General features: G+C 73.8%; 18 protein-coding genes and 1 pseudogene. All 19 read right to left on the minus strand.

Annotation, left to right across the window (positions count from 1 at the left end; all coding sequences use genetic code 11):
- Window positions 1-58: 58 nt before the first annotated feature.
- The 19 genes and pseudogenes from AB0K25_RS04855 to AB0K25_RS04945 all read right to left on the minus strand — a co-directional run bounded on the left by AB0K25_RS04855 (window position 59) and on the right by AB0K25_RS04945 (window position 19,599).
- Window positions 59-991, minus strand: a complete 933-nt coding sequence (locus AB0K25_RS04855; RefSeq protein WP_363818472.1) for a hypothetical protein — start codon at window positions 989-991, stop codon at window positions 59-61.
- Window positions 992-994: 3 nt separating this feature from the next.
- Window positions 995-1,873, minus strand: coding sequence for an RluA family pseudouridine synthase (locus tag AB0K25_RS04860; protein WP_255598443.1), 879 nt, complete (start codon window positions 1,871-1,873; stop codon window positions 995-997).
- Window positions 1,874-1,926: 53 nt separating this feature from the next.
- On the minus strand, window positions 1,927-2,595 hold the full coding sequence (gene lspA, locus AB0K25_RS04865; RefSeq protein ID WP_219463913.1) for a signal peptidase II: 669 nt from the start codon (window positions 2,593-2,595) through the stop codon (window positions 1,927-1,929).
- A 66-nt stretch (window positions 2,596-2,661) separates the two neighbouring features.
- Window positions 2,662-3,093 carry a TraR/DksA C4-type zinc finger protein gene (locus AB0K25_RS04870; protein WP_204959263.1) on the minus strand — a complete coding sequence of 144 codons (432 nt, stop codon included), beginning with the start codon at window positions 3,091-3,093 and terminating at the stop codon, window positions 2,662-2,664.
- Between the two features lie 223 nt (window positions 3,094-3,316).
- Window positions 3,317-4,819: a potassium/proton antiporter gene (locus AB0K25_RS04875; RefSeq protein WP_363818476.1), complete on the minus strand. Its 1,503-nt coding sequence runs from the start codon at window positions 4,817-4,819 to the stop codon at window positions 3,317-3,319.
- A 22-nt stretch (window positions 4,820-4,841) separates the two neighbouring features.
- Complete coding sequence (locus AB0K25_RS04880; protein ID WP_208569724.1) at window positions 4,842-5,147, minus strand: DUF167 domain-containing protein; 306 nt, start codon at window positions 5,145-5,147, stop codon at window positions 4,842-4,844.
- Between the two features lie 11 nt (window positions 5,148-5,158).
- Window positions 5,159-5,389 (minus strand): annotated as a pseudogene (locus tag AB0K25_RS04885) (hypothetical protein); the annotation flags it as partial.
- A gap of 655 nt (window positions 5,390-6,044) precedes the next feature.
- Entirely contained in the window at window positions 6,045-6,845 is an 801-nt protein-coding gene (locus AB0K25_RS04890) for a DivIVA domain-containing protein (RefSeq protein ID WP_088643047.1), read from the minus strand.
- Window positions 6,846-6,888: 43 nt separating this feature from the next.
- Window positions 6,889-7,194 carry a YggT family protein gene (locus tag AB0K25_RS04895; protein ID WP_091237509.1) on the minus strand — a complete coding sequence of 102 codons (306 nt, stop codon included), beginning with the start codon at window positions 7,192-7,194 and terminating at the stop codon, window positions 6,889-6,891.
- A 29-nt stretch (window positions 7,195-7,223) separates the two neighbouring features.
- The gene (locus AB0K25_RS04900) at window positions 7,224-7,949 is read right to left on the minus strand and encodes a cell division protein SepF (RefSeq protein ID WP_219463919.1); all 726 of its coding nucleotides are present in this window, start codon (window positions 7,947-7,949) and stop codon (window positions 7,224-7,226) included.
- A gap of 193 nt (window positions 7,950-8,142) precedes the next feature.
- Window positions 8,143-8,889 carry a YggS family pyridoxal phosphate-dependent enzyme gene (locus tag AB0K25_RS04905; RefSeq protein WP_363818480.1) on the minus strand — a complete coding sequence of 249 codons (747 nt, stop codon included), beginning with the start codon at window positions 8,887-8,889 and terminating at the stop codon, window positions 8,143-8,145.
- 106 nt (window positions 8,890-8,995) lie between these two features.
- On the minus strand, window positions 8,996-10,108 hold the full coding sequence (ftsZ, locus tag AB0K25_RS04910; protein ID WP_219463928.1) for a cell division protein FtsZ: 1,113 nt from the start codon (window positions 10,106-10,108) through the stop codon (window positions 8,996-8,998).
- A 240-nt stretch (window positions 10,109-10,348) separates the two neighbouring features.
- On the minus strand, window positions 10,349-11,167 hold the full coding sequence (locus AB0K25_RS04915) for an FtsQ-type POTRA domain-containing protein (RefSeq protein WP_208569729.1): 819 nt from the start codon (window positions 11,165-11,167) through the stop codon (window positions 10,349-10,351).
- On the minus strand, window positions 11,164-12,654 hold the full coding sequence (gene murC, locus AB0K25_RS04920) for a UDP-N-acetylmuramate--L-alanine ligase (RefSeq protein WP_244253195.1): 1,491 nt from the start codon (window positions 12,652-12,654) through the stop codon (window positions 11,164-11,166). Before murC ends, AB0K25_RS04915 begins: the two co-directional genes overlap by 4 nt.
- Window positions 12,655-12,685: 31 nt before the next feature.
- Window positions 12,686-13,792, minus strand: a complete 1,107-nt coding sequence (murG, locus tag AB0K25_RS04925; protein ID WP_208569730.1) for an undecaprenyldiphospho-muramoylpentapeptide beta-N-acetylglucosaminyltransferase — start codon at window positions 13,790-13,792, stop codon at window positions 12,686-12,688.
- On the minus strand, window positions 13,792-15,198 hold the full coding sequence (locus AB0K25_RS04930; protein WP_208569766.1) for a putative peptidoglycan glycosyltransferase FtsW: 1,407 nt from the start codon (window positions 15,196-15,198) through the stop codon (window positions 13,792-13,794). The genes murG and AB0K25_RS04930 overlap by 1 nt, the downstream gene beginning before the upstream one ends.
- Window positions 15,199-15,494: 296 nt before the next feature.
- Complete coding sequence (gene mraY, locus AB0K25_RS04935) at window positions 15,495-16,631, minus strand: phospho-N-acetylmuramoyl-pentapeptide-transferase (protein ID WP_208569731.1); 1,137 nt, start codon at window positions 16,629-16,631, stop codon at window positions 15,495-15,497.
- Window positions 16,628-18,040 (minus strand): UDP-N-acetylmuramoyl-tripeptide--D-alanyl-D-alanine ligase, encoded by a 1,413-nt coding sequence (gene murF, locus AB0K25_RS04940; protein ID WP_357536975.1) that lies wholly within the window; start codon window positions 18,038-18,040, stop codon window positions 16,628-16,630. Before murF ends, mraY begins: the two co-directional genes overlap by 4 nt.
- Window positions 18,037-19,599: a UDP-N-acetylmuramoyl-L-alanyl-D-glutamate--2,6-diaminopimelate ligase gene (locus tag AB0K25_RS04945; protein ID WP_219463937.1), complete on the minus strand. Its 1,563-nt coding sequence runs from the start codon at window positions 19,597-19,599 to the stop codon at window positions 18,037-18,039. The genes murF and AB0K25_RS04945 overlap by 4 nt, the downstream gene beginning before the upstream one ends.
- Between the last annotated feature and the right edge of the window lie 6 nt (window positions 19,600-19,605).

Here is a 19,605-nt window from a genome sequence, read left to right on the forward strand (position 1 = left end):
TACGAACGAAACCCTATTCGGACCACACCGGTCTGCACACATCCCCCGGGAACAATACTTACGGCGACCGGTCGGACGACCCACCGCTACGGGAGTCCGGGGAGGTGGGGGCGGGGGTCGGGGCGGACCCCGGCCCGACCCCGCTCGACGACGGTGCCGGGGCGATCACAGCGGGTGCCCCTTCCGACGAATCGCCCATCGCCCCACCCGGCGTCGGGACCGGGCCGGTGGACGCCGGGTGCGCCGGTGTTGCGGCGGTGTCGGCGGGTGGCCGGGCCACGTCCCGCTGTTCCGGCAGCGGCGGCAGGAACACCGTCCGGTCCAGCCGGGCCACTTCGGGGGCGGGATCGAGCGCCCGGACCCCGTCGCGTCCGGCCACGGCACGCAGCGCGGTCGGGTCGGCCCGGATCACCGCCGCGTAGACGCAGGCGCAGGCCGCCCGGTAGCAGGCCGCCTCCCGCCCGGCGACCTGCGCCCCGGTCTCGTACCCCTGACGGGCCGTGGGGTCGGTGGTGTCGGCGGCCCGCCGCCGCTGGTCGGCGGCCTCCCGGTCCTTGCGGTCCGCGAGGCCGGCCATGCCGGCGGTGACGTCCTGCGGCAGCAGTTGCGCCGGCAGCCGGACCACCTCGGTCTGCCGACCGGGCAGCGGCACCCGCACCACCACCGCGGCGACCTCGACGTCGGCGAGCAGCGCCGGCAACCGGTCCGGTACGAGGTAGCGGTCGAAGCTGACCAGCGCGTACGCCCCGGCGGTCAGCCCGGCGAGTTCGGCCCGGGCCGCGGCGGCGTACCCGGGCAGCGAGTCACCCGGCAGCACCCCGACCCGGGTCACCTGCCCGACCGTACGGTCACCCACCGGCGCGGGTCGGCGGGCCACCCAGCCGACGGTGAGCAGCACCGCGCCGACGGCCAGCACCGCTGCGGTGACCAGCCCCCGGCGCGGCCGGGACGCGACGGCGGGCGGCCCGACGCCCGGGCGACTACCCGGCACCGGTCAGTCGCGCAGGATCGTCAGCGCGCGGGCCAGATCGTCCGGGTACTCGCTGACGAAGGTGACGTCGTCACCGGTACGCGGATGGGCGAAGGTCAACGACCGGGCGTGCAGCCACTGCCGGCGCAGTTCGAGCCGCGCCGACAGGGTCGGGTCGGCCCCGTAGGTGAGGTCGCCGACGCACGGGTGCCGCAGGGACGAGAAGTGCACCCGGATCTGGTGGGTACGCCCCGTCTCCAGCCGGACGTCGAGCAGGCTCGCCGCCGGGAACGCCTCGATGGTGTCGTAGTGGGTGATGCTCGGCTTGCCGTCGGAGACCACCGCCCAGCGGTAGTCGTGGTGCGGGTGCCTGTCGATCGGGGCGTCGATGGTGCCGCGCGACGGGTCGGGGTGACCCTGGACGACCGCGTGGTAGCGCTTCTCCACCTCGCGGTACTTGAACGCCCGCTTGAGCGCGGTGTACGCCTGCTCGCTCTTGGCCACCGCCATGATCCCGGTGGTGCCCACGTCGAGGCGGTGCACCACACCCTGCCGTTCGGCGGCCCCGCTGGTGGAGATCCGGTGGCCGATCGCGGCGAGGCCACCGATGACGGTCGGGCCGGTCCAGCCGGGGCTGGGGTGCGCGGCCACCCCGACCGGCTTGTCCACCACCACGATGTCGTCGTCGGCGTAGACCACGGTCAACCCGGGGACCGCCTGCGGCACCACGGTCGGCGGCGCGACCGGCGCGGGCAGCGTCACCTCCAGCCAGGAACCGGCCTTGACCTTGTGCGAGTTCTGCCGGATCACGCCGTCGACAAGCGCGTCCCCGGCGTCGACGAGCGCGGCGGCGGCGGTGCGGGAGAGCCCGAAGAGGCGTGCCACCGCCTGGTCCAGCCGCATGCCGTCGAGGCCGTCCGGCACGGGCAGGGAACGGTGGTCGCCACCGGCGGCGGTCACGCCCGCTCCCGCGGCTCGGCGTCGGTCGCCGTCGGCGCGGCGGCGGCCGGTCCGGTGGGGGCGGCGGCGGTCCGGGTCGCGTCGGTGGGGGCGGTGTCGGTGTCGCCCTTGGCACCGACCCGTCGCCCGTCGCGCTGGCGGCCGGTCAACTCCAGCAGCACGGCCAGCAGCACCCCGGAGACCAGGCAGCTGTCGGCCAGGTTGAACACCGGCCACACCTGGCCGTACGGGTCGAAGAGGCTGACCATGTCGACCACGTGACCGACGAAGTGACCGGGGGCCCGGAAGATCCGGTCGGCGAGGTTGCCCAGCGCCCCGCCCAGCACCAGCCCCAGGGAGACCGCCCACGGCAACGACCGCAGCCGGACCGCCATCCAGCTGATCCAGCCGACCACCCCGATGGTGATCAGCGGGAACACCCAGGTGTGGTCGGCGCCGATGCTCCACGCCGCACCGCTGTTGCGGGTCAGGGTGAGATAGACGGCCCCGCCGAGCAGGCGCACCGGCGCCCGGTCGTCGAGCAGTTGCAGGGCGAGATGCTTGGTGAGCAGATCCGTCAGCAACGCGAGCGTCGCGATGCCGACGAGGACCACGACCGCCCTGCGTCGGGGGGTGCGGCCGGCCGGCCCGGTGGTGCCGGGTCCGGCGGTCGGTGCTGTGGTCATCGACTCCCCATCGACTGTCCCGACGACGCGGGTCCGCCGTCTCTCGAGGTCACCGGGGAGTGGACGTCAGCGCCGCTCCTCCAGCTGCTTGCAGGTCACGCAGAGGGTCGCCGACGGGAAGGCGGCGAGCCGCTCCACCGGGATCGGGTTCCCGCACCGCTCGCACCATCCGTAGCCACCCTCGTCGAGCCGCTCCAGCGCGCGCTCGACCTGGGTGATCCGTTCCCGGATGCTGTTGGCGAGGGAGATCTCCTGCTCGCGCTCGAACGTCTTGGTGCCGGTGTCGGCCTGGTCGTCCCCGGCCGAATCGGTCAACCGGTCGCGCTGCAGCTCGGTGATCTCGCTCAGGGTCTGATCGTACTCGGCGCGCAGCTCGTCCCGTCGGGCCGCCAGGGCCGCCCGGATCTTCTCGGTCTCCGCCGCGCTGCGGGTGGCCTGCGCGGTGGCCTTCGCCGCCGGTTTGCGACCGGCCGTCCTGGTGTCGGCTGGCTTCGCCATCGTCAGCTCCCTCAGCCGCGGGACGCGGCGGTCGGCGGTGCCCGGACAGGGTGCGCCGACATGGCGTCCCCAGGTAACAAAACGGGCGCACGGCAACGGTGGCCGCGCACTCCGGAGGTTGGCAAGAATACGGAACGTACAGGTTTCCGACAACGTGCCGGACCGTTGCGCCGCTATTCAGCCACTAATAACCCCTAATTGGGGCAAAAAGAAGACTAGCAGATCATCCGTCCCGATCCTCGCCGTACTCGCCGAACCACCTCGCCAGGCGACCCCGCCGGCTGACCGCCCGCAGCCGGCGCTCCGCCTCGTCCCGCACCCCGGCGGTCGCCACGATCAACAGGCTGTCCCCGGTCTTGAGCCGGGTGTCCGCCCCCGGCACGAAGCCCACCCCGTCGCGCAGCACCAGGGTCACCGACGCGCCCACCGGCAGCCGCAACTCGTCGACGTGCACCCCGGCCAGCCGGGACCCCGCCGGCACCTCCAACTGGAGCAGGTCCGCCCGCATCCGCTCCAACGGCGCGGTCTCCACCCGGATCTCCGCCGGCTCGGCCGGGGCGGTCACCCGCAGCCGGCGGGCCGCCGGCGCGAGCGTGCCCGCCTGGAGCACCGTGAAGATCACCACCAGCACGAAGACCGCGTCGAACAACCGGTCCGCCCCGGGCACCCGGGCCGACAGCGGAATGGTGGCCAGCACGATCGGCACCGCACCCCGCAGCCCCGCCCAGGACAGGAAGAGCTGCTCACGCAGGCTCACCCGGAACGGCAGCGCCGACACCAGCACCGACAGCGGCCGGGCCAGCAGCAGCAGAGCCAGCCCGGTGACCACCGCCGGCAGCAGCGCGGTGTGCAGCCGCTGCGGCGTGGCCAGCAGCCCGAGCAGCACGAACAACCCGATCTGGGCCAGCCAGGCCAGCCCGTCGGCGAATCCCAGGATGGCCTGCCGGTGCGGCAGCCGGGCGTTGCCGAGCAGCACCCCGGCGACGTAGACGGCGAGGAAGCCGGAGGCGTGCAGCACCGCCCCGGCGGCGTACGCCAGCACGGTGAAACCGACGGCGGCGATGGGGTACAACCCGGAGGAGGGCAGCGCCGCCCGCCGCAACGCGAACCGGCCGGCCAGCCCGGCGGCCAACCCGACCGCCGCGCCCACCCCCAGCTCGTAGCCGACCAGGAGGACCTCGAACCACCACGGGTGCTCCACCGGCCCGGTGCGCGACAGCAGCACCACCAGGATCACCACCGGGGCGTCGTTCATGCCCGACTCGGCCTCCAGCGCGGCCACCAGCCGGGGCGGCAGCCGCAACCGGCGTAGCGTGGCGAAGACCGCCGCCGCGTCGGTGGAGGAGAGCACCGCGCCGTAGAGCAGGGCCAACCGCCAGTCCAGCCCGAGCAGCAGGTGCACCACCAGGCCCACGACGACGATGCTGATCAGCACCCCGACGGTGGACAACGCGCCGGCCAGCCCGAGCACCGGGCGCAGGGTGCTCCACCGGGCGGTGAGCCCGCCCTCCGCGATGATCACGATCAGCGCGCAGAAACCCAGCATCCGGGTCAGCTCGGCGTCGTCGAACCGGATGCCCAGCCCGGCCTCACCGATCGCCACCCCGAGCGCCAGATAGACGAGCAGACTCGGCACGCCCAACCGGGTGGAGAACCGCACCGCACCGATCGCCACCAGCAACACGGCCGCGCCGAGGAGCAGGGCCAGATCCAGTCCCGGCGTCACGGGCGCCCCACCCGGGGCGCCGTCACCCGGCCGATCCGTCGCGCAGCCGCCGCAGCAGCCCGCTCAGACCGGGCACCGGTCGGTCGACCAGGAAGAGCTTGTCCCGGCTGGCCGCACCGGTGCGCAGCGCCACCGCCGACGGGCGGACGCCCAGGGCACCGGCCAGCGCCCGCCGGGCCGCCTCGGTGGCCCGGCCGTCCACCGCCGGGGCGGTCACGGCGATCACCAGGGCGGGTCCGTGCGGGCCGGCGAAGCAGCCGCCGACGCGGGCCCGGGACGCGCCGGGCTTCACCCGCACCGCGACGGTCAGCGTGTCGTCCGTAGGCATCGACGCCGGCCTCAGCGGGGGTAGGTGTCGGCGAGCAGGGCGGTGTCCGGGTTGCAGAGACCGCACGGGGTGAACCCGAGGGAGATCGCCTCGTCCACCGGCAGCGGCTCGTGTTCCCGTTCGATCAGGTGGGCGCAGGAGGGCAGGTGGTAGCGGGGATGCCCGTCGACCACCAGCACCTCGGCGTCGAGTCGGGCCACCCGGGCGGCGTCGGCGGGTGGGACCCGCTGGGCCGGTGGATCCCACGGCGACGCGTCGTCCTCCGGCGGATCCCAGGGTGGCCCGGGGTCGTCCCCGGCCGCCCAGGCCGGGTCGTCCGCCGGGTCCCAGCGGGGGTCGTCCGGGTCGGGTCGGGCGGGGTCGGTCGGGGCACGGTCGGCCGGCGGGGCGGCGTGGTCCGGCCCCGACGCGGAGGGCACGACGACGGGGTCCCACGGGGCCTCCGCGTCGGGCTCCCAGGCACCGGCGTCGGGGCGGGTGGCCGCGCCGACGGGGTCGCCGGCCACCGGCTGGCCGGGTGGTTGCCGCCACCCGGCGCCACCGGTGCCGAACGTCGTCGGGGGGTACGTCGTCGGTTCGTCCGACGGCGCGGTCGTGGGCGGCGGGGCGGTCGGACGGGACTCCGTCGCGCTCCGACCGCGTGCCTCGGCCCGTTCCGCCGCCCTCGCCCTGGTCACGGCTGCCTGGCGGGCACCGGCCACCAGGGCGACGGCGGCCAGCAGACTGGCCGCGATGGAGCTGGTCAACAGGGTGCTGGAGCCGCCGACGAGACCGAACACCAGCAGGACCACGGCGACGAGGATGAGCAGGAGACTGGCGACTAGCACGGGCTCACCCCCGCAGCGTCGTGGGTCGTGGTGGGTCGGCGACCGTCGGGGGACGGTCGCCGACCGTGGATCAGCGGCCCGCTTCGAGGGCGCCGGAGCGACCGCCACCGTACGAGCCGGCGAGGCCCGCTGCGGCCAGACCGTTGCCACCGACGGCACGGGTGCCCTCGGCGCGGGTCATCTCGGCTTCGAGGCCCTGGCCCCGACCGTCGAGGTCCCGCAGCTGGCTCTCCAGGTAGGCCTTGAGCCGGGTGCGGTACTCGCGCTCGAACTGCTTGAGCTCCTCGATGTGCTTCTGCAACGCGGTCCGCTTGGCGTCCAGGCCCCCCATGGCCTCCTGGTGCCGCTGACGGGCGTCGCGCTCCAGCGCGTCGGCCTTGGCCCGCGCCTCGCGGGTGACCTCCTCGGCCTTGGAGCGGGCCTCGGAGAGCAGCTGGTCGGCCTCCCGACGGGCGTCGGAGACGTGGTCGTCGGCGGTGCGCTGGGCCATCATCAGCACCCGCAGCGCCTGCTGCTCGCCGTCGCCGCCGACGGCCGGACCGCCGGTCGTGCGGACCTGCTCCAGCTCCGCCTGCATCGCGCGGGCGGCCTGCTCGGCGGCGGCCTTGTCGCGCTGCACCCGGTCGAGCTGGGCCTTGACGTCGTTGAGCTCCGCCGCGAGCCGGGCGTCGCCACCGGGGCCGGCAGGGGCCCCGCCCCGACCGCCGCGCTCCACCTGCGCGCGCAGCTCGTTGTTCTCCTCGATCAGACGGGCCAGCTCACGCTCGACCTCGTCCAGGAAGGCGTCGACCTCCTCCTCGTCGTACCCCCGCTTGCCGATCGGCGGCTTTTTGAAGGCGACGTTGTGCACGTCGGCCGGTGTCAGCGGCATCGAAACTCCTCGGGTCAGTTGCGGCCGCGAAAGCGCGCGCTGGTCAGGAGAAGTTCCTGATCAGCGGATCTAACACAAACCTCATCAGCACGAACAGGATAACCAGGAGCACAAGGGAGGCCAGGTCGATGCTCACGGTACCAATTCGCAGTGGGGGGATCACCCGCCTCAACGCCTTGAGAGGCGGATCAGTGACGCTCCACACGGACTCAAGTCCGGCGGACGCGCCACGCCCCGGTTGCCACCGACGACCGTACTGGAGGACTGCACCGAGAACGAATCGGGCCAACAGCACAATAAGAAAGAGGTACACAATCAGGTACAAGAGTTGGAACATGATCGACAACACAGCAGACGACGTCCCTCGGTCGGGTGGACTTAGCTCAGGGAGAAGAAGCCACCCTCAGCGATCTTGGCCTTGTCCTCCGCGGTGACCTGGACGTTGGCCGGTGAGAGCAGGAACACCCGGTTGGTCACGCGCTCGATCGTACCGCGCAGCCCGAACGCCAGCCCGGCGGCGAAGTCCACCAGCCGGCGGGCGTCGGCCTCGTCCATCTCGGTGAGGTTGATGATCACCGGAACGCCGTCGCGGAAGTGCTCGCCGATGGTCCGCGCCTCGCGGTAGGTCGTCGGATGCAGGGTGGTGATCTGGTAACGCTGCTCCTCCTCGGCCACCACCGGCCGCTCCCGCGGCGACGCCTGCGGCGCCAGGGCGAGATTGTCCCGGGTGTGATAGCTCAGCGCGCCCGAGGACTCCGACCCACCGGACCTGGTGATCGACCGGACGCTCGCCCGCTCCGACCGTTCGGCCCGCTCCGAGCGCTCGGCCCGCTCCGACCGTTCGGCCCGCTCGTCGTCGGCGCGGTCGGCCTCGGCCAGCCGGCTGGACCGGTCCGTCAGCCGACCCCGGTCACCGAGGCGCGGACGCGGTGCCGGCGGCTCCTCCGCGTCGTCCTCGTCGTCGTCGGCGAACTCCTCGGCGTACCGGCTCGACCGGTACCGCGACTCGCGGTAGCCGGGCTTGTCGTAGCCCTCGTCGTAGCCCCGCTCGTCATCCTCCTCGACGAGACCGAGCCAGACCCCCGCCTTGCGCAGTGCACCCATCCCGCGCCCTTCCGTCCGCCGTGCGGCACGCACCCCCGTGCCGTGTCGCCATGATCGCGAATGGACTTCCATGCCCACCGGATCGAAGTGGCAATCCCTCGACGCGCGATTCGCGGCTCGCCCGTCGTGGCCCCCGACCTGGGGACGCCGCTCCTGAACAACACTGATGTAATTTGCTTCTATCGCGGTCAGGCTACCGCAGCGTGGAACGCATTCCGAGCAACGCGCTGCCGACGCGGACATGTGTCGCGCCGTGTCCGATGGCCACCTCCAGGTCACCGCTCATCCCGGCGGAGAGCACCGTCGCCCCCGGATGGTCGGCCCGGAACCCCGCCGCCACCTCGGCCAACCGGGCGAACGCCCGCTCCGGTTCCCAGCCCAGCGGCGCCACCGCCATCAGCCCGGCCAGTCGCAGCGCCCCCGCCCCGGCCAACGCCCCGGCCACCGCACCGAGCCCCCGGTCGGCGTCCGCGGCACCCGGCAGGGCACCCCCTCGGGCCGGGTCGCCGTCGATGCTGACCTGGACCAACGTCTCCAACGGACGGTCCCGGCCGGACTCCGCGGCGGTGGCCAGCGCGCGGGCCAACCGGACACTGTCCACGGAGTGGACCACATCGGCGTACCGGACCACCGAACGGGCCTTGTTGCGTTGCAGTTGGCCGATGAAGTGCCACCGGGCGGCCACCCCCGCCGCCGCCACCTCGGCCGCCTTCGGTGCCGCCTCCTGGTCCCGGTTCTCCCCCAGGTCGGTGACCCCGAGCCCGGCCAGCGCGACCGCGTCGCCGGCCGGGTACGTCTTGGTCACGGCGATCATGGTCACCCCGGCCGGATCCCGGCCGGCGGCGGCGCAGGCGTCGGCGATCCGGGCCCGCACCACGGCCAGGCCGGCCGCGAGCGCGGCCCGGCGGTCCGCACCCACCGGATCGGGCGCGGCGGTCATCTGCCGGACCGCCCGGTCACCGGCGGGGTGACCCGGCCGCCCCGGGACCCGTCCGGCGTCGTCGGGGTGGCGTGCCCGTCTGCGGGACTGCCCGTCATCAACGGGCTCAGGAACCGTTCTTGAGGAAGTCGGGCACGTCGACGTCGTCGAAGAGCACCCGGCGCGGCGACTGCTGCGGCGGCATGGTGGCCGGCGCGGTGACCGCCGGAGCCTGCGGCGTCGGCTGGTTCTGGTTGCTCTTGCGCGGCGACTCGGACGCCTTGTACGCGGGCGTGCCACCGTCGAAACCGGCGGCGATCACGGTGACCCGCACCTCGTCGCCGAGCGCGTCGTCGATGACCGCACCGAAGATGATGTTGGCGTCCGGGTGGGCCGCGTCGGTGACCAGCTGCGCGGCGTCGTTGATCTCGAACAGGCCCAGGTCGGAGCCACCGGCGATGGACAGCAGCACGCCCCGCGCACCGTCCATGCTCTGCTCCAGCAGCGGGCTGGAGATGGCCGCCTCGGCCGCCTCCACCGCCCGGTTCTCCCCCCGGGCGCTGCCGATGCCCATCAGCGCGCTGCCCGCCCCGCTCATCACACTCTTGACGTCGGCGAAGTCCAGGTTGATCAGACCCGGGGTGGTGATCAGGTCGGTGATGCCCTGGACACCGGAGAGCAGCACCTGGTCGGCGGTGCGGAAGGCGTCCATCATGCTGATGCCCCGGTCACCCAGGGCCAGCAGCCGGTCGTTGGGGATGACGATCAGCGTGTCGCACTGGTTGCGCAGTTCGTCTATTCCCGCCTCGGCCTGCACCTGGCGCCGCTTGCCCTCGAAGGAGAACGGCCGGGTCACCACGCCGATCGTCAACGCGCCGAGCTTGCGGGCGATGTTGGCCACCACCGGCGCCCCGCCGGTGCCGGTGCCGCCGCCCTCGCCGCAGGTGACGAAGACCATGTCGGCGCCCTTGAGCACCTCCTCGATCTCGTCGCGGTGATCCTCGGCGGCGTTCTTGCCGACGTCCGGGTTGGCGCCCGCGCCGAGTCCCCGGGTCAGCTCCCGGCCGACGTCGAGCTTGACGTCGGCGTCACTCATCAGCAGCGCCTGCGCGTCGGTGTTGATCGCGATGAACTCGACGCCCTTGAGCCCAACCTCGATCATCCGGTTGACGGCGTTGACGCCGCCGCCGCCGATGCCGACGACCTTGATGACCGCCAGGTAGTTGTGCGGAGGTGTCATCTCCGGTCCTTTCCGTTCGAGATTGGCTCGCACCGCCCCGGTACGGCGTGGCTCAGACCGGTGGTCGGCGAGCTGTCACCAGCGAGGATCAGAGGCGAACCCTAACCCTCTACTAGAGGGTTAGAGTTATGTCAACCACTGATCCTCTTCGGGGCAACGTAAGCGCCCCCACGCCGAGAGCCAAGGACCCCACCGGCGTGTCGCCGTCGCGAGAGTAACGACTCACGTTCGACACGGGCCTCACCGGAAGGTCACCACGTCAGGAGCGCTCACGTCGATCGTGTCGGCCTTACGACCCAGCAACGCCGTCGCCACCCGCGCCTTCTCCTCGCCCCGGGTCGCGTCGCCCCAGACCACCGTCCGCTCGTCACGCAGGGTCAGCCCGATCCGGGCCAGCCCCTCGACGGTCACCTCGACCAGAGCGGCCCGCAACGCCGGGGTGAGCACGGTCAGCACCTGCAACGCCGCCCGGGTGCCCGGATCGTCCGGGCCCGGGTCGGCCAGCCGCACCAGCGGCAACCCCGCCGGGGGCCGGGGCACCGTCCGGAACACCACCCCGCTGCGGTCCAGCACCACGAATTGGTCGTCCCGGGGCACCACCGCCACCCCGGTCCGCTCCACCACCGTCACCACCAGGGTGTCCGGCCAGTCCCGGCGTACGGTGGCCCGCTCGACGGGGGCCAACCCGCCGATCCGCCGGGCCGTCGCGGCCAGGTCCACCCGGGCCAGCGGCGCCCCGTCCGGCACCGCCGCCGCGTCGCGCACCTCGACCGGGGTGACCAGCCGGGCCCCCTCCACCCGGACCTCGCGCACCCCGAACAGGCCGGAGCCGAGCATCGCCCAGGCCACCAGGCCGGCCAGCACCAGCACCCCGGCGACCACCGCCCAGGGCAGGGCGGCCCGCATCCGCCGCTGCCGGGCCCGCGCCATGAACCGCCGGGTGGACGGCGGGACCGCATCGCTACCGGCCCGCACGAGCTGCCAACGCCGTGCCGGACCACGCCGGGAACCACCACCGTCCGCGCCCGCGGGACGGCCCCGCGCCGGCCCCGGACTCATCCGGTGGTGGAGACCGTGCCGTCCGGGCCGACGACCGGGCCCGGGGCGACCGGTTCGGCGACCCCGCCGGCCCGGACGGTCAACGCGTCGAGCAGCTGGTCGCCCAGCAGGGAGATCGGCGGGGCACCCATCGTCACCACCACGTCACCGGGACGGGCCCGCCGGGCCACCTCCACCGGCGCGTCGTCGAACGAGTCCACGAAGACCTTGTGCGCGGCGTCCAACGGCACCGCCGCCAGCAACGCCGCCGACCCCTCGCCCGGTTGCCGCAGCTCACCGGGGCCGAAGACCTCCAGCAGCACCAGCTCGTCGGCGATGCCCAGGGCGGCGGCGATCTCCGCCTGGAGGTCCCGGGTGCGGTAGAGCCGGTACGGCTGGAACACCACGATCAGCCGGCCGTCACCGGCGACCTCGCGCAGCGTCTGCAGGGCCAGGGTCATCGAGGTCGGGTGGTAGGCGTACTCGTCGTAGACCAGCACACCGTCGGCGACGCCCTTGCGTTCGAAACGGCGGCGTACCCCCGGGAACGCGGCCAGCGCCGCCTCCGCCGCCGCCACCGGCAGGCCGAGCAGGTGGGCGGCGAGCACCGCCGCGGCGCTGTTGAGCCCCATGTGCCGCCCCGGCACCGGCAGCCGGATCTCGCCCAACGACCGGCCGTCGAGCGCGGCCAGGTACCGCACCCCCTGGGCGGACGAGGCCATCTCGGACAACCGCAGGTCGGCGTCGGCCGCCTCGCCGTACGTCCAGACCCGCCGCCCCTCGGCGCGCAGCGTCTCGGCCAACCGCCGGCCGCCCGGGTCGTCGGCGCAGGTGATGACGAACCCGGCCGGGTCGGTGAGCCGGGCGAACTCGGCGAACGCCGCCTCCAGGGTGGCCAGGTCGCCGTAGGTGTTCAGGTGGTCGGCCTCGACGTTGGTGATGATCGACACGTACGGGCGGTAGATCAGGAACGACCTGTCGCTCTCGTCCGCCTCGACCACGAAGTGCTCGCCGGTGCCGTGGTGCGCGCCCGAGCCGACCTCGGAGATCTCCCCGCCGATCACGAAGGACGGGTCGACGCCGGCCTGCTGGAGCACCATGGTCACCATCGAGGTGGTGGTGGTCTTGCCGTGGGTGCCGGCCACCGCGACGGTACGCCGGCCGGTCATCGCCGCCGCCAGCGCCTCGGAGCGGTGCAGCACCCGCAGCCCGCGCCGCCGCGCCTCGACCATCTCCAGGTGGTCCTGCGGAATCGCCGAGGAGTAGACCACGGTGTCCACCCCGTCGAGGTTGGCCGCCTCGTGGCTCATGTGGATGGTGCCGCCCAGCGCCCGCATCCCGGCCAGCGACGGCCACTCGCGCAGTTCGCTGCCGGAGACCGGCAGGCCCCGGGTGAGGAAGAGCCGGGCCAGGCCGCTCATGCCGACCCCACCCACCCCGATCAGGTGGATCCGGCCCAGGTCCTCCGCGGTGAGCGTGCCGGCCGGGGTGAACTGCGCGGTGTTCATGCCAGGTACCTTTCCGTCGCGCTGGACCGGCTCACCGGGCCACCGCCTCGTAGACGAAGTTGAGCAGGGCCACGTCGCCGTCGCGGCGGCCGTACGCGGCGGCGGCGTGGCTCATCGCGGACAGCCGCTGCGGGTCGCGCAGCAGGGGCAGCACGGTGCGCTCCAGCCAGTCCGGGGTCAGCTCGGCGTCGTCGACGAGCAGCCCGCCGCCGGCCTCCACCACGGGCAGCGCGTTGCGCTTCTGCTCCTGGTTGGAGTGCGGGTACGGCACGTAGATGGTGGGCAGCCCGATGGCGGCCACCTCGGCGCAGGTCATCGCCCCGCCCCGGGCCAGCATCAGGTCGGCGGCGGCGTAACCCAGCTCCATCTCGGACAGGTAGGGCAGCGCCACGTACGGCACCGGCAGGTCGGTGGGGACCGGCACCGGTTCGTTGCGGGCACCCATCACGTGCAGCACCTGCACCCCGTTGCGGGACAGTTCCTTGGCCGCGCCGGAGACCGCCAGGTTGATCGACCGGGCACCCTGGGAGCCACCGGCGACGAAGAGCACCGGCAGGTCGGGGCGGAGTCCGAAGTGGGCGCGGGCGGCGGCCCGCATGGCGAAGCGGTCCAGCCCGGCGATGCCCCGGCGCAGCGGCACCCCGACCACCCGGGCGTCGCGCAGCGCCTCCGCCTGGGCCGGCTGGTGCGGGAATCCGACGGCGATGTTCTTGGTGAACTTCATGCCGAGCCGGTTGGCCACCCCCGGCGGGACGTTCACCTCGTGGATGACGATCGGCATCTCGCGCCGCCACGCGGCCAGGTAGCCGGGGACGGAGACGTACCCGCCGAAGCCGACGACCACGTCGGCGGCGACCTCGTCGATCACCTTGCCGGCGGCGCGGGCCGCCTTCCACATCCGGTCCGGGGTGCGCACCAGCCCCATGTTGACCGAGCGGGGCAGCTGGTAGGCGGGGATCTGCCGCAGGTCGTAGCCGGCCGGCGGGATCAGCTCGTTCTCCAGGCCCTTGGGGGTGCCGAGGCAGGTGATCCGGACGCCCGGGTCGTGTCGGCGCAGGCAGTCGGCGAAGGCGAGCAGCGGGTAGATGTGCCCACCGGTGCCCCCTCCACAGAGCACCACCGAACGCAGCGGACCCATCAGCGTCTCCTCTCGCTCGCCGGCCCGCCCCGGGTCCGGTCCTGCCGGACGCCGCGCGGTACGGCCTGATCGTCGGGTCGCCGCCCGCGCGCCCGGGGTACGGACCCCGGGGCAGCCGGTGGCGACGCCGGTCGGCTCCGCGCACCGGGAAGCGGCGGCAACGGGGCCCAGACTAGTCGGACCCATCGGGCGGGCGGACGGGCGTGCAGGGCTCGGGCGGCGTCGGGTTCGGCGCGGGCGAAGGAGGCGAGCATGCCGACCGCGGCCAGGGTGACGACCAGGGCGCTGCCGCCGTCGGAGATGAACGGCAGCGGCACCCCGGTCAGCGGCAGCAGCTTGGTCACCCCACCGATGTTGATCACGGCCTGGCCGGTCAGCCAGGCGGTGACGGCGGTGGCGGCGAGCCGGCGGAACGGGTCGGCGACCCGGCGGGCGATCCGCAGCCCGGTGTAGGCCAGCACGGCGAAGAGCACCAGGATGACGGTGCAGCCGACCACGCCCAGCTCCTCGGCGATGACGGCGAAGATGAAGTCGTTGTGGGCGGCCGGCAGCCAACCGAACTTGAGGCTGCTCTTGCCCAGCCCGACGCCGAACCAGCCGCCGTGTTCGATGGCGTTGCGGGCCTGGACCATCTGCCAGCAGGCGTCCTCGACGCACTTGGCCGGGTCGGGCGTGTCGAGGAACGAGGTGAGCCGGGCCAGCCGGTAGTTCTCCTGGCCGCGTGCCCCGGAGCCGGCGCCGAGGGAGGCCACCGCGACGAGCAGGCCGACGCCGGCCAGGCCGACGGCGGAGAGGGCGGCGAAGACCCGCAGCCGCACCCCGGCCGCCCAGAGCAGCCCGACCACGATGGCCAGCAGGCAGAGCATGCTGCCCAGGTCGTTGTAGCCGACCAGCACGAAGAGCAGGCCGACCACCGGGAACAGCGGGGTGGCCAACTCCTTCCACCAGCCCAGCGCGGCGCCCTTGCGGGCCACCACGTGCGCGCCCCACAGCACCAGCGCGAGCTTGGCCAGCTCGGCGGGCTGCACCTGGATCGGCCCGAGATAGAGCCAGAGCAGGTTGGCCTGCAGCGGCCCCAGCGACTTCAGCCCGAACAGCGCGTTGAGCGCCACCAGCAGGTTGAGCACCAGCAGCAGCACCACGGCCCCGCCGAGCAGCGGCCGGCCCAGCGAGCGGAAGGTGCTGGCCGGCAGCCGCTGGCAGGCCCAGAACGCGACGATGCCGATCACCGCGAAGATGGCCTGTTTGGTCACCGAGGCGGCGGCGTCGCCGGCCTCGGCGTAGTCGCGCACGCTGGTCGCCGAGAAGACCATGGTCAGGCCGATCAGCAGCAGCAGGCCGGCGCTGGACAGCAGCAGGTAGTAGGAGGCCAGCGGGCGGGCCAGCAGGCCGCGCAGCGCCGCCAGGCCGCCGGCCGGCCCCAGCCCGGACAGCACCGGGGGCGGATCGGCGGTACGCCCCGCGCCCGCGACCCGCCGTGGCTGGGTCTGCGCCGTCGTGCCGGTGCTGGTGCCTCGGTCCTCCCCCACCCGCCCATCATCGCCGCTGCGGGCGGCCGGTTCCGGCCGTTCCCCCCGGTCGGCGTGTCGAAATGCGCGAAGGGGGCCCCTCCGGTAGGAGGAACCCCCGTCCGCCGGTGGTCCGGTGGCGTCCCGGCGCGGACGGAACCGGCGCGCGGGGCAGGTACCGGCCCGGAACGCGATCAGCCCATGCTGGCGAGGAAGTCGCTGTAGAACAGGCCCAGCGCGATGGCCACCCCGATGCCCGCGATGATCCAGAACCGGACCACGATGTTGACCTCGCTCCAGCCGGCCAACTCGAAGTGGTGCTGCAGCGGGGACATCCGGAACACCCGCTTGCCGGTGGTCCGGAACGAGATGATCTGGATCACCACGGACATCGTGATGATCACGAACAGCCCGCCGAGGATCGGCAGCAGCAGCACGGTACGGGTGGACATCGCCATCCCGGCGATCAGCCCGCCCAGGCCCAGCGCGCCGGTGTCGCCCATGAAGATCCGGGCCGGCGAGGTGTTCCACCACAGGAAGCCCACGCACGCCCCGGCCGCCGCCCCGGCGATCAGCGCGATCTCCAACGGGTCCCGGACGGCGTAGCAGTAGTTGTCCGGGTTGGCGGTGTACGTCGGGTCGGCGCACCAGTGCCGGTACTGCCAGAACGCGATCAGCGCGTACGCGGCCAGCACCATCACCGAGGCGCCGGTGGCCAGCCCGTCCAGCCCGTCGGTGAGGTTGACCCCGTTGGTCGCCGCCATCACCACCATGATGATCACGATCACCGAGGCGACCTTGCCGATCTCCAGGGCCGGGATGTCCCGGATGAAGCTCAGCGTGGTGCTGCCCACGGTCTCGGTGTTGGTCGTCGCGCCACTGGCGTCGGTCATGCTGCTCGGGAAGTACAGCGCGACCACCCCGAAGACCGCGCCGACCAGGATCTGCCCGAACAGCTTGCCGCGCTTGTTGAGCCCGCCGCTGTGCCGCTTGCGCACCTTGAGGAAGTCGTCGATGAAGCCGACCGCGCCGGAGAAGACCATCAGCCCCAGCAGCACCAGGGCGGTGATGGTCGGCTCGACCTGGGCGATCTGCGCGTCCGGCAGGGTGGTCAGGGCGAGGTGGCCGGCGACGTAGGCGATGACCGTGGCCAGGATGAACACCACGCCGCCCATCGTCGGCGTGCCCTTCTTGCCCTCGTTGCTGGCCAGCCCGAGGTTCGATCGGATCGGCTGGCCGGCCTTGAGCCGGGCGAACACCTTGATCGCCAGCGGGGTGGCCAGCAGCGACACCAGGAACGCCACGCCGATGGCGACGATGACCGCCCTCACGCGGCACCCCCCGCGCCGGCCCCGTCAGCCTGGGCGTCGGCCCGCAGGGCGTCGACGACCTCCCAGGTGCGGTACCGGGAGCCCTTCACCAGGACGACGTCGCCCGGTCGTAGCTCGCTGCGCAGCACCTCGACGGCCGCCGCCTGATCGGTGAGCAGCACCGACTCTCCTCCCCAGTCACTTACCGCTGTCGCGCCCTCGTGGATCGGCGCGGCCGGCTCACCCACCACGAGCAGCCGGTCGACACCGAGTTCGGCCGCGAGCCGGCCGACCTCCCGGTGCCCCTCGTCCTCGTACGCGCCCAGCTCGGCCATGTAGCCCAGCGCGGCGAACGTCCGCCCACCCCGGTGCATCCCGGCCAGCGCCCGCAGCGCCACCGCCATCGAGGCCGGGTTGGCGTTGTACGAGTCGTCGATCACGGTCACCCCGTCGGGACGGGTGAAGACGTCCATCCGGCGGCTGGAGACCAGCCCCAGGTCGCCCAGGGCCGCCGCCAGCTCGGCCAGCGGCATGCCCAGCTCGCGGGCCACCGCCGCCGCGGCGAGCGAGTTGGAGACCTGGTGCCGGCCGGTCAGGCCGAGCCGCACCGGGGCCGTCCCCTCCGGGGTGACCAGGGTGTACGCCGGCCGGCCCCGCTCGTCCAGGGTGACGTCGACCGCGCGGACGTCGGCGTCGGCGGACTCGCCGTAGCGGACCACCCGGGCGGCGGTGCGGGACGCCATCGCGGCGACCAGCGGGTCGTCGGCGTTGAGCACGGCCAGCCCGTCGGCCGGCAGCGCCTCCACCAGCTCCCCCTTGGCCAGGGCGATGTTCTCCACCGAACCGAACTCGCCCAGGTGCGCCACCCCGACGTTGAGCACCACCGAGACCTGCGGCGGCACCACGTCACAGAGGTAGCGGACGTGTCCGACGCCCCGGGCGCCCTTCTCCATCACCAGGTACCGGGTCTGCGCGGTGGCCTGCAACGCGGTGTACGGGTGCCCCAGCTCGTTGTTGAACGACCCGGGCGGGGCGACCGTCGGGCCGAGCCGCACGGCGAGCTGCGCGATCAGGTCCTTGGTGGTGGTCTTGCCCGAGGAACCGGTCAGCCCGATCACGGTGAGCCCGGGCAGCCGGTCCACCACCGTGCGGGCCAGCCGGCCCAGCGCGGCCAGCGCGTCGTCCACCAGCACCATCGGCACCCCGGGCAGCTCCCGGGTGCCGAGCACCGCCACCGCACCGGCGGCGACCGCACCGGCGGCGTAGTCGTGCCCGTCGACCCGCTCGCCGGGGAAGGCGACGAAGAGCGCCCCGGCGGCGACCTTGCGGGAGTCGAACTCGACCGGACCGGTGACCACGGTGGCCGGGTCGGCGGCGTGCAGCCGGCCACCGACCGCCGTGGCGACCTCGGCCAGGCTCAGCGGGATCACCGGCGACCCGCCAGGTCGCCGAAGCGGACGCGCAGCGCCTGCGCCAGCTCGGTGCGGTCGTCGAACGGGTGCACCTCGCCGGCGATCTCCTGACCGCGTTCGTGTCCCTTGCCGAGCAGCGCCACCACGTCGCCCGGTGCGGCCAGCCGCACCGCCTCGGCGATCGCCTCCCGTCGGCCCGGCACCTCGACGATCCGGGCGGCGGCGTCGGCGGCGTACGCCCCGGCCAGCACCTCGGCCCGGATCGTCGCCGGGTCCTCGGTGCGCGGGTTGTCGTCGGTCACCAGCACCACGTCGGCACCCCGGGCGGCGGCGGCACCCATCACCGGCCGCTTGCCCCGGTCCCGGTCACCACCGGCGCCGATGACGCAGATCAACCGGCCGGTGCCGGTGTCGCGCAACGCGGCCAGGGCCGCCACCACGGCGTCGGTCTTGTGCGCGTAGTCGACCACGCCGCGCACCGGCGCGTCCCCGCTGACCAGTTCCAGCCGGCCGGGCACCCCGCCGCAGGCGGCCACCCCGGCGACGGCGGTCGCCGGGTCGACCCCGGCGGCGACCAGGCAGGCGACGGCGAGCAGCGCGTTGGCCACGTTGTGCCGGCCGGGCAGCGCCACCCCGGCGGGCAGGGCCAGGTCGTCCGGGCCGTGGGCGGTGAACCGCTGGGCGTAGCCCTCGCCGCCGACCCGGTCGGCCCACCAGGTGGCGGTCGGGTCGCCGGCCGCCGAGTAGCTGACCGTGGCCGGGCGGAACAGCGGACGCAGGGCCGGGTCGTCGTGGTTGAGCACCTCGACCCGGCAGCGCCCGTCGAACAGTTTCGCCTTGGCGGCGAAGTAGTCGGCCGAGTCGGCGTGGAAGTCGAGGTGGTCGGAGCCGAAGTTGGTGTAGCCGCCGACGGTGAACCGGACCCCGCCGACCCGGCCCATCGCCAGCGCGTGACTGGACACCTCCATGACCACCGCGGTCACCCCGCGCTCCCGCGCGGCGGCGAGCAGCGCGTGCAGGTCGGTGGCTTCCGGGGTGGTCCGGACGCTGTCGATCACCAGGTCACCCAACCGGGTCTCCACCGTGCCGATCAGGCCGGTGACGTGACCGGCGGCGCGCAGCCCCGACTCGATCAGGTAGGCGGTGGAGGTCTTGCCGGCGGTGCCGGTCACCCCGATCACGGTCAGCCCGTCGGTCGGGTCGCCGTAGACCGCGGCGGCCAGCTCACCCAGCACCGCCCGGGGGTCGGGCGTCACCAGCACGGGCAGCCCGGTCGCGCCGGCCGCCGCCGCACCGGACGGGTCGGTCAGCACGGCCACCGCGCCGGCCGTGGCGGCGGCGGCGGCGAACTCCGCGCCGTGCCGACGGGCACCGGGCAGCGCGGCGTACAGGTCGCCGGGGCGGACCTCCTGGCTGGCGTGGGTCACCCCGGTCACGACCAGCGCGGCGGCGTCGGCCGGCGGCGTCACGGCGAGCCGGTCGGCGAGGTCGCCGAGCCGGACTCCGGGCACGGTACGGGGGCGTGGATTGCCGGGCACGGCGTCAGACCCTACCCGGTCGTCCGGTTCCGGCCGCACAGCCGC

Origin of the sequence: Micromonospora sp. NPDC049257 (genome assembly GCF_040678915.1) — a bacterium.
Classification (GTDB): domain Bacteria; phylum Actinomycetota; class Actinomycetes; order Mycobacteriales; family Micromonosporaceae; genus Micromonospora; species Micromonospora antibiotica.

What these genes read in the sequence shown, in the direction of transcription:
- AB0K25_RS04870 (WP_204959263.1), bottom strand. Translation starts at nt 3,093, where the DNA reads ATGGCGAAGCCAGCCGACACCAGGACGGCCGGTCGCAAACCGGCGGCG.
- AB0K25_RS04900 (WP_219463919.1), bottom strand. Translation starts at nt 7,949, where the DNA reads ATGGGTGCACTGCGCAAGGCGGGGGTCTGGCTCGGTCTCGTCGAGGAG.
- lspA (WP_219463913.1), bottom strand. Translation starts at nt 2,595, where the DNA reads ATGACCACAGCACCGACCGCCGGACCCGGCACCACCGGGCCGGCCGGC.
- AB0K25_RS04905 (WP_363818480.1), bottom strand. Translation starts at nt 8,889, where the DNA reads ATGACCGCCGCGCCCGATCCGGTGGGTGCGGACCGCCGGGCCGCGCTC.
- ftsZ (WP_219463928.1), bottom strand. Translation starts at nt 10,108, where the DNA reads ATGACACCTCCGCACAACTACCTGGCGGTCATCAAGGTCGTCGGCATC.
- AB0K25_RS04860 (WP_255598443.1), bottom strand. Translation starts at nt 1,873, where the DNA reads ATGCGGCTGGACCAGGCGGTGGCACGCCTCTTCGGGCTCTCCCGCACC.
- AB0K25_RS04880 (WP_208569724.1), bottom strand. Translation starts at nt 5,147, where the DNA reads ATGCCTACGGACGACACGCTGACCGTCGCGGTGCGGGTGAAGCCCGGC.
- murG (WP_208569730.1), bottom strand. Translation starts at nt 13,792, where the DNA reads ATGGGTCCGCTGCGTTCGGTGGTGCTCTGTGGAGGGGGCACCGGTGGG.
- AB0K25_RS04915 (WP_208569729.1), bottom strand. Translation starts at nt 11,167, where the DNA reads ATGAGTCCGGGGCCGGCGCGGGGCCGTCCCGCGGGCGCGGACGGTGGT.
- AB0K25_RS04890 (WP_088643047.1), bottom strand. Translation starts at nt 6,845, where the DNA reads ATGCCGCTGACACCGGCCGACGTGCACAACGTCGCCTTCAAAAAGCCG.
- murC (WP_244253195.1), bottom strand. Translation starts at nt 12,654, where the DNA reads ATGAACACCGCGCAGTTCACCCCGGCCGGCACGCTCACCGCGGAGGAC.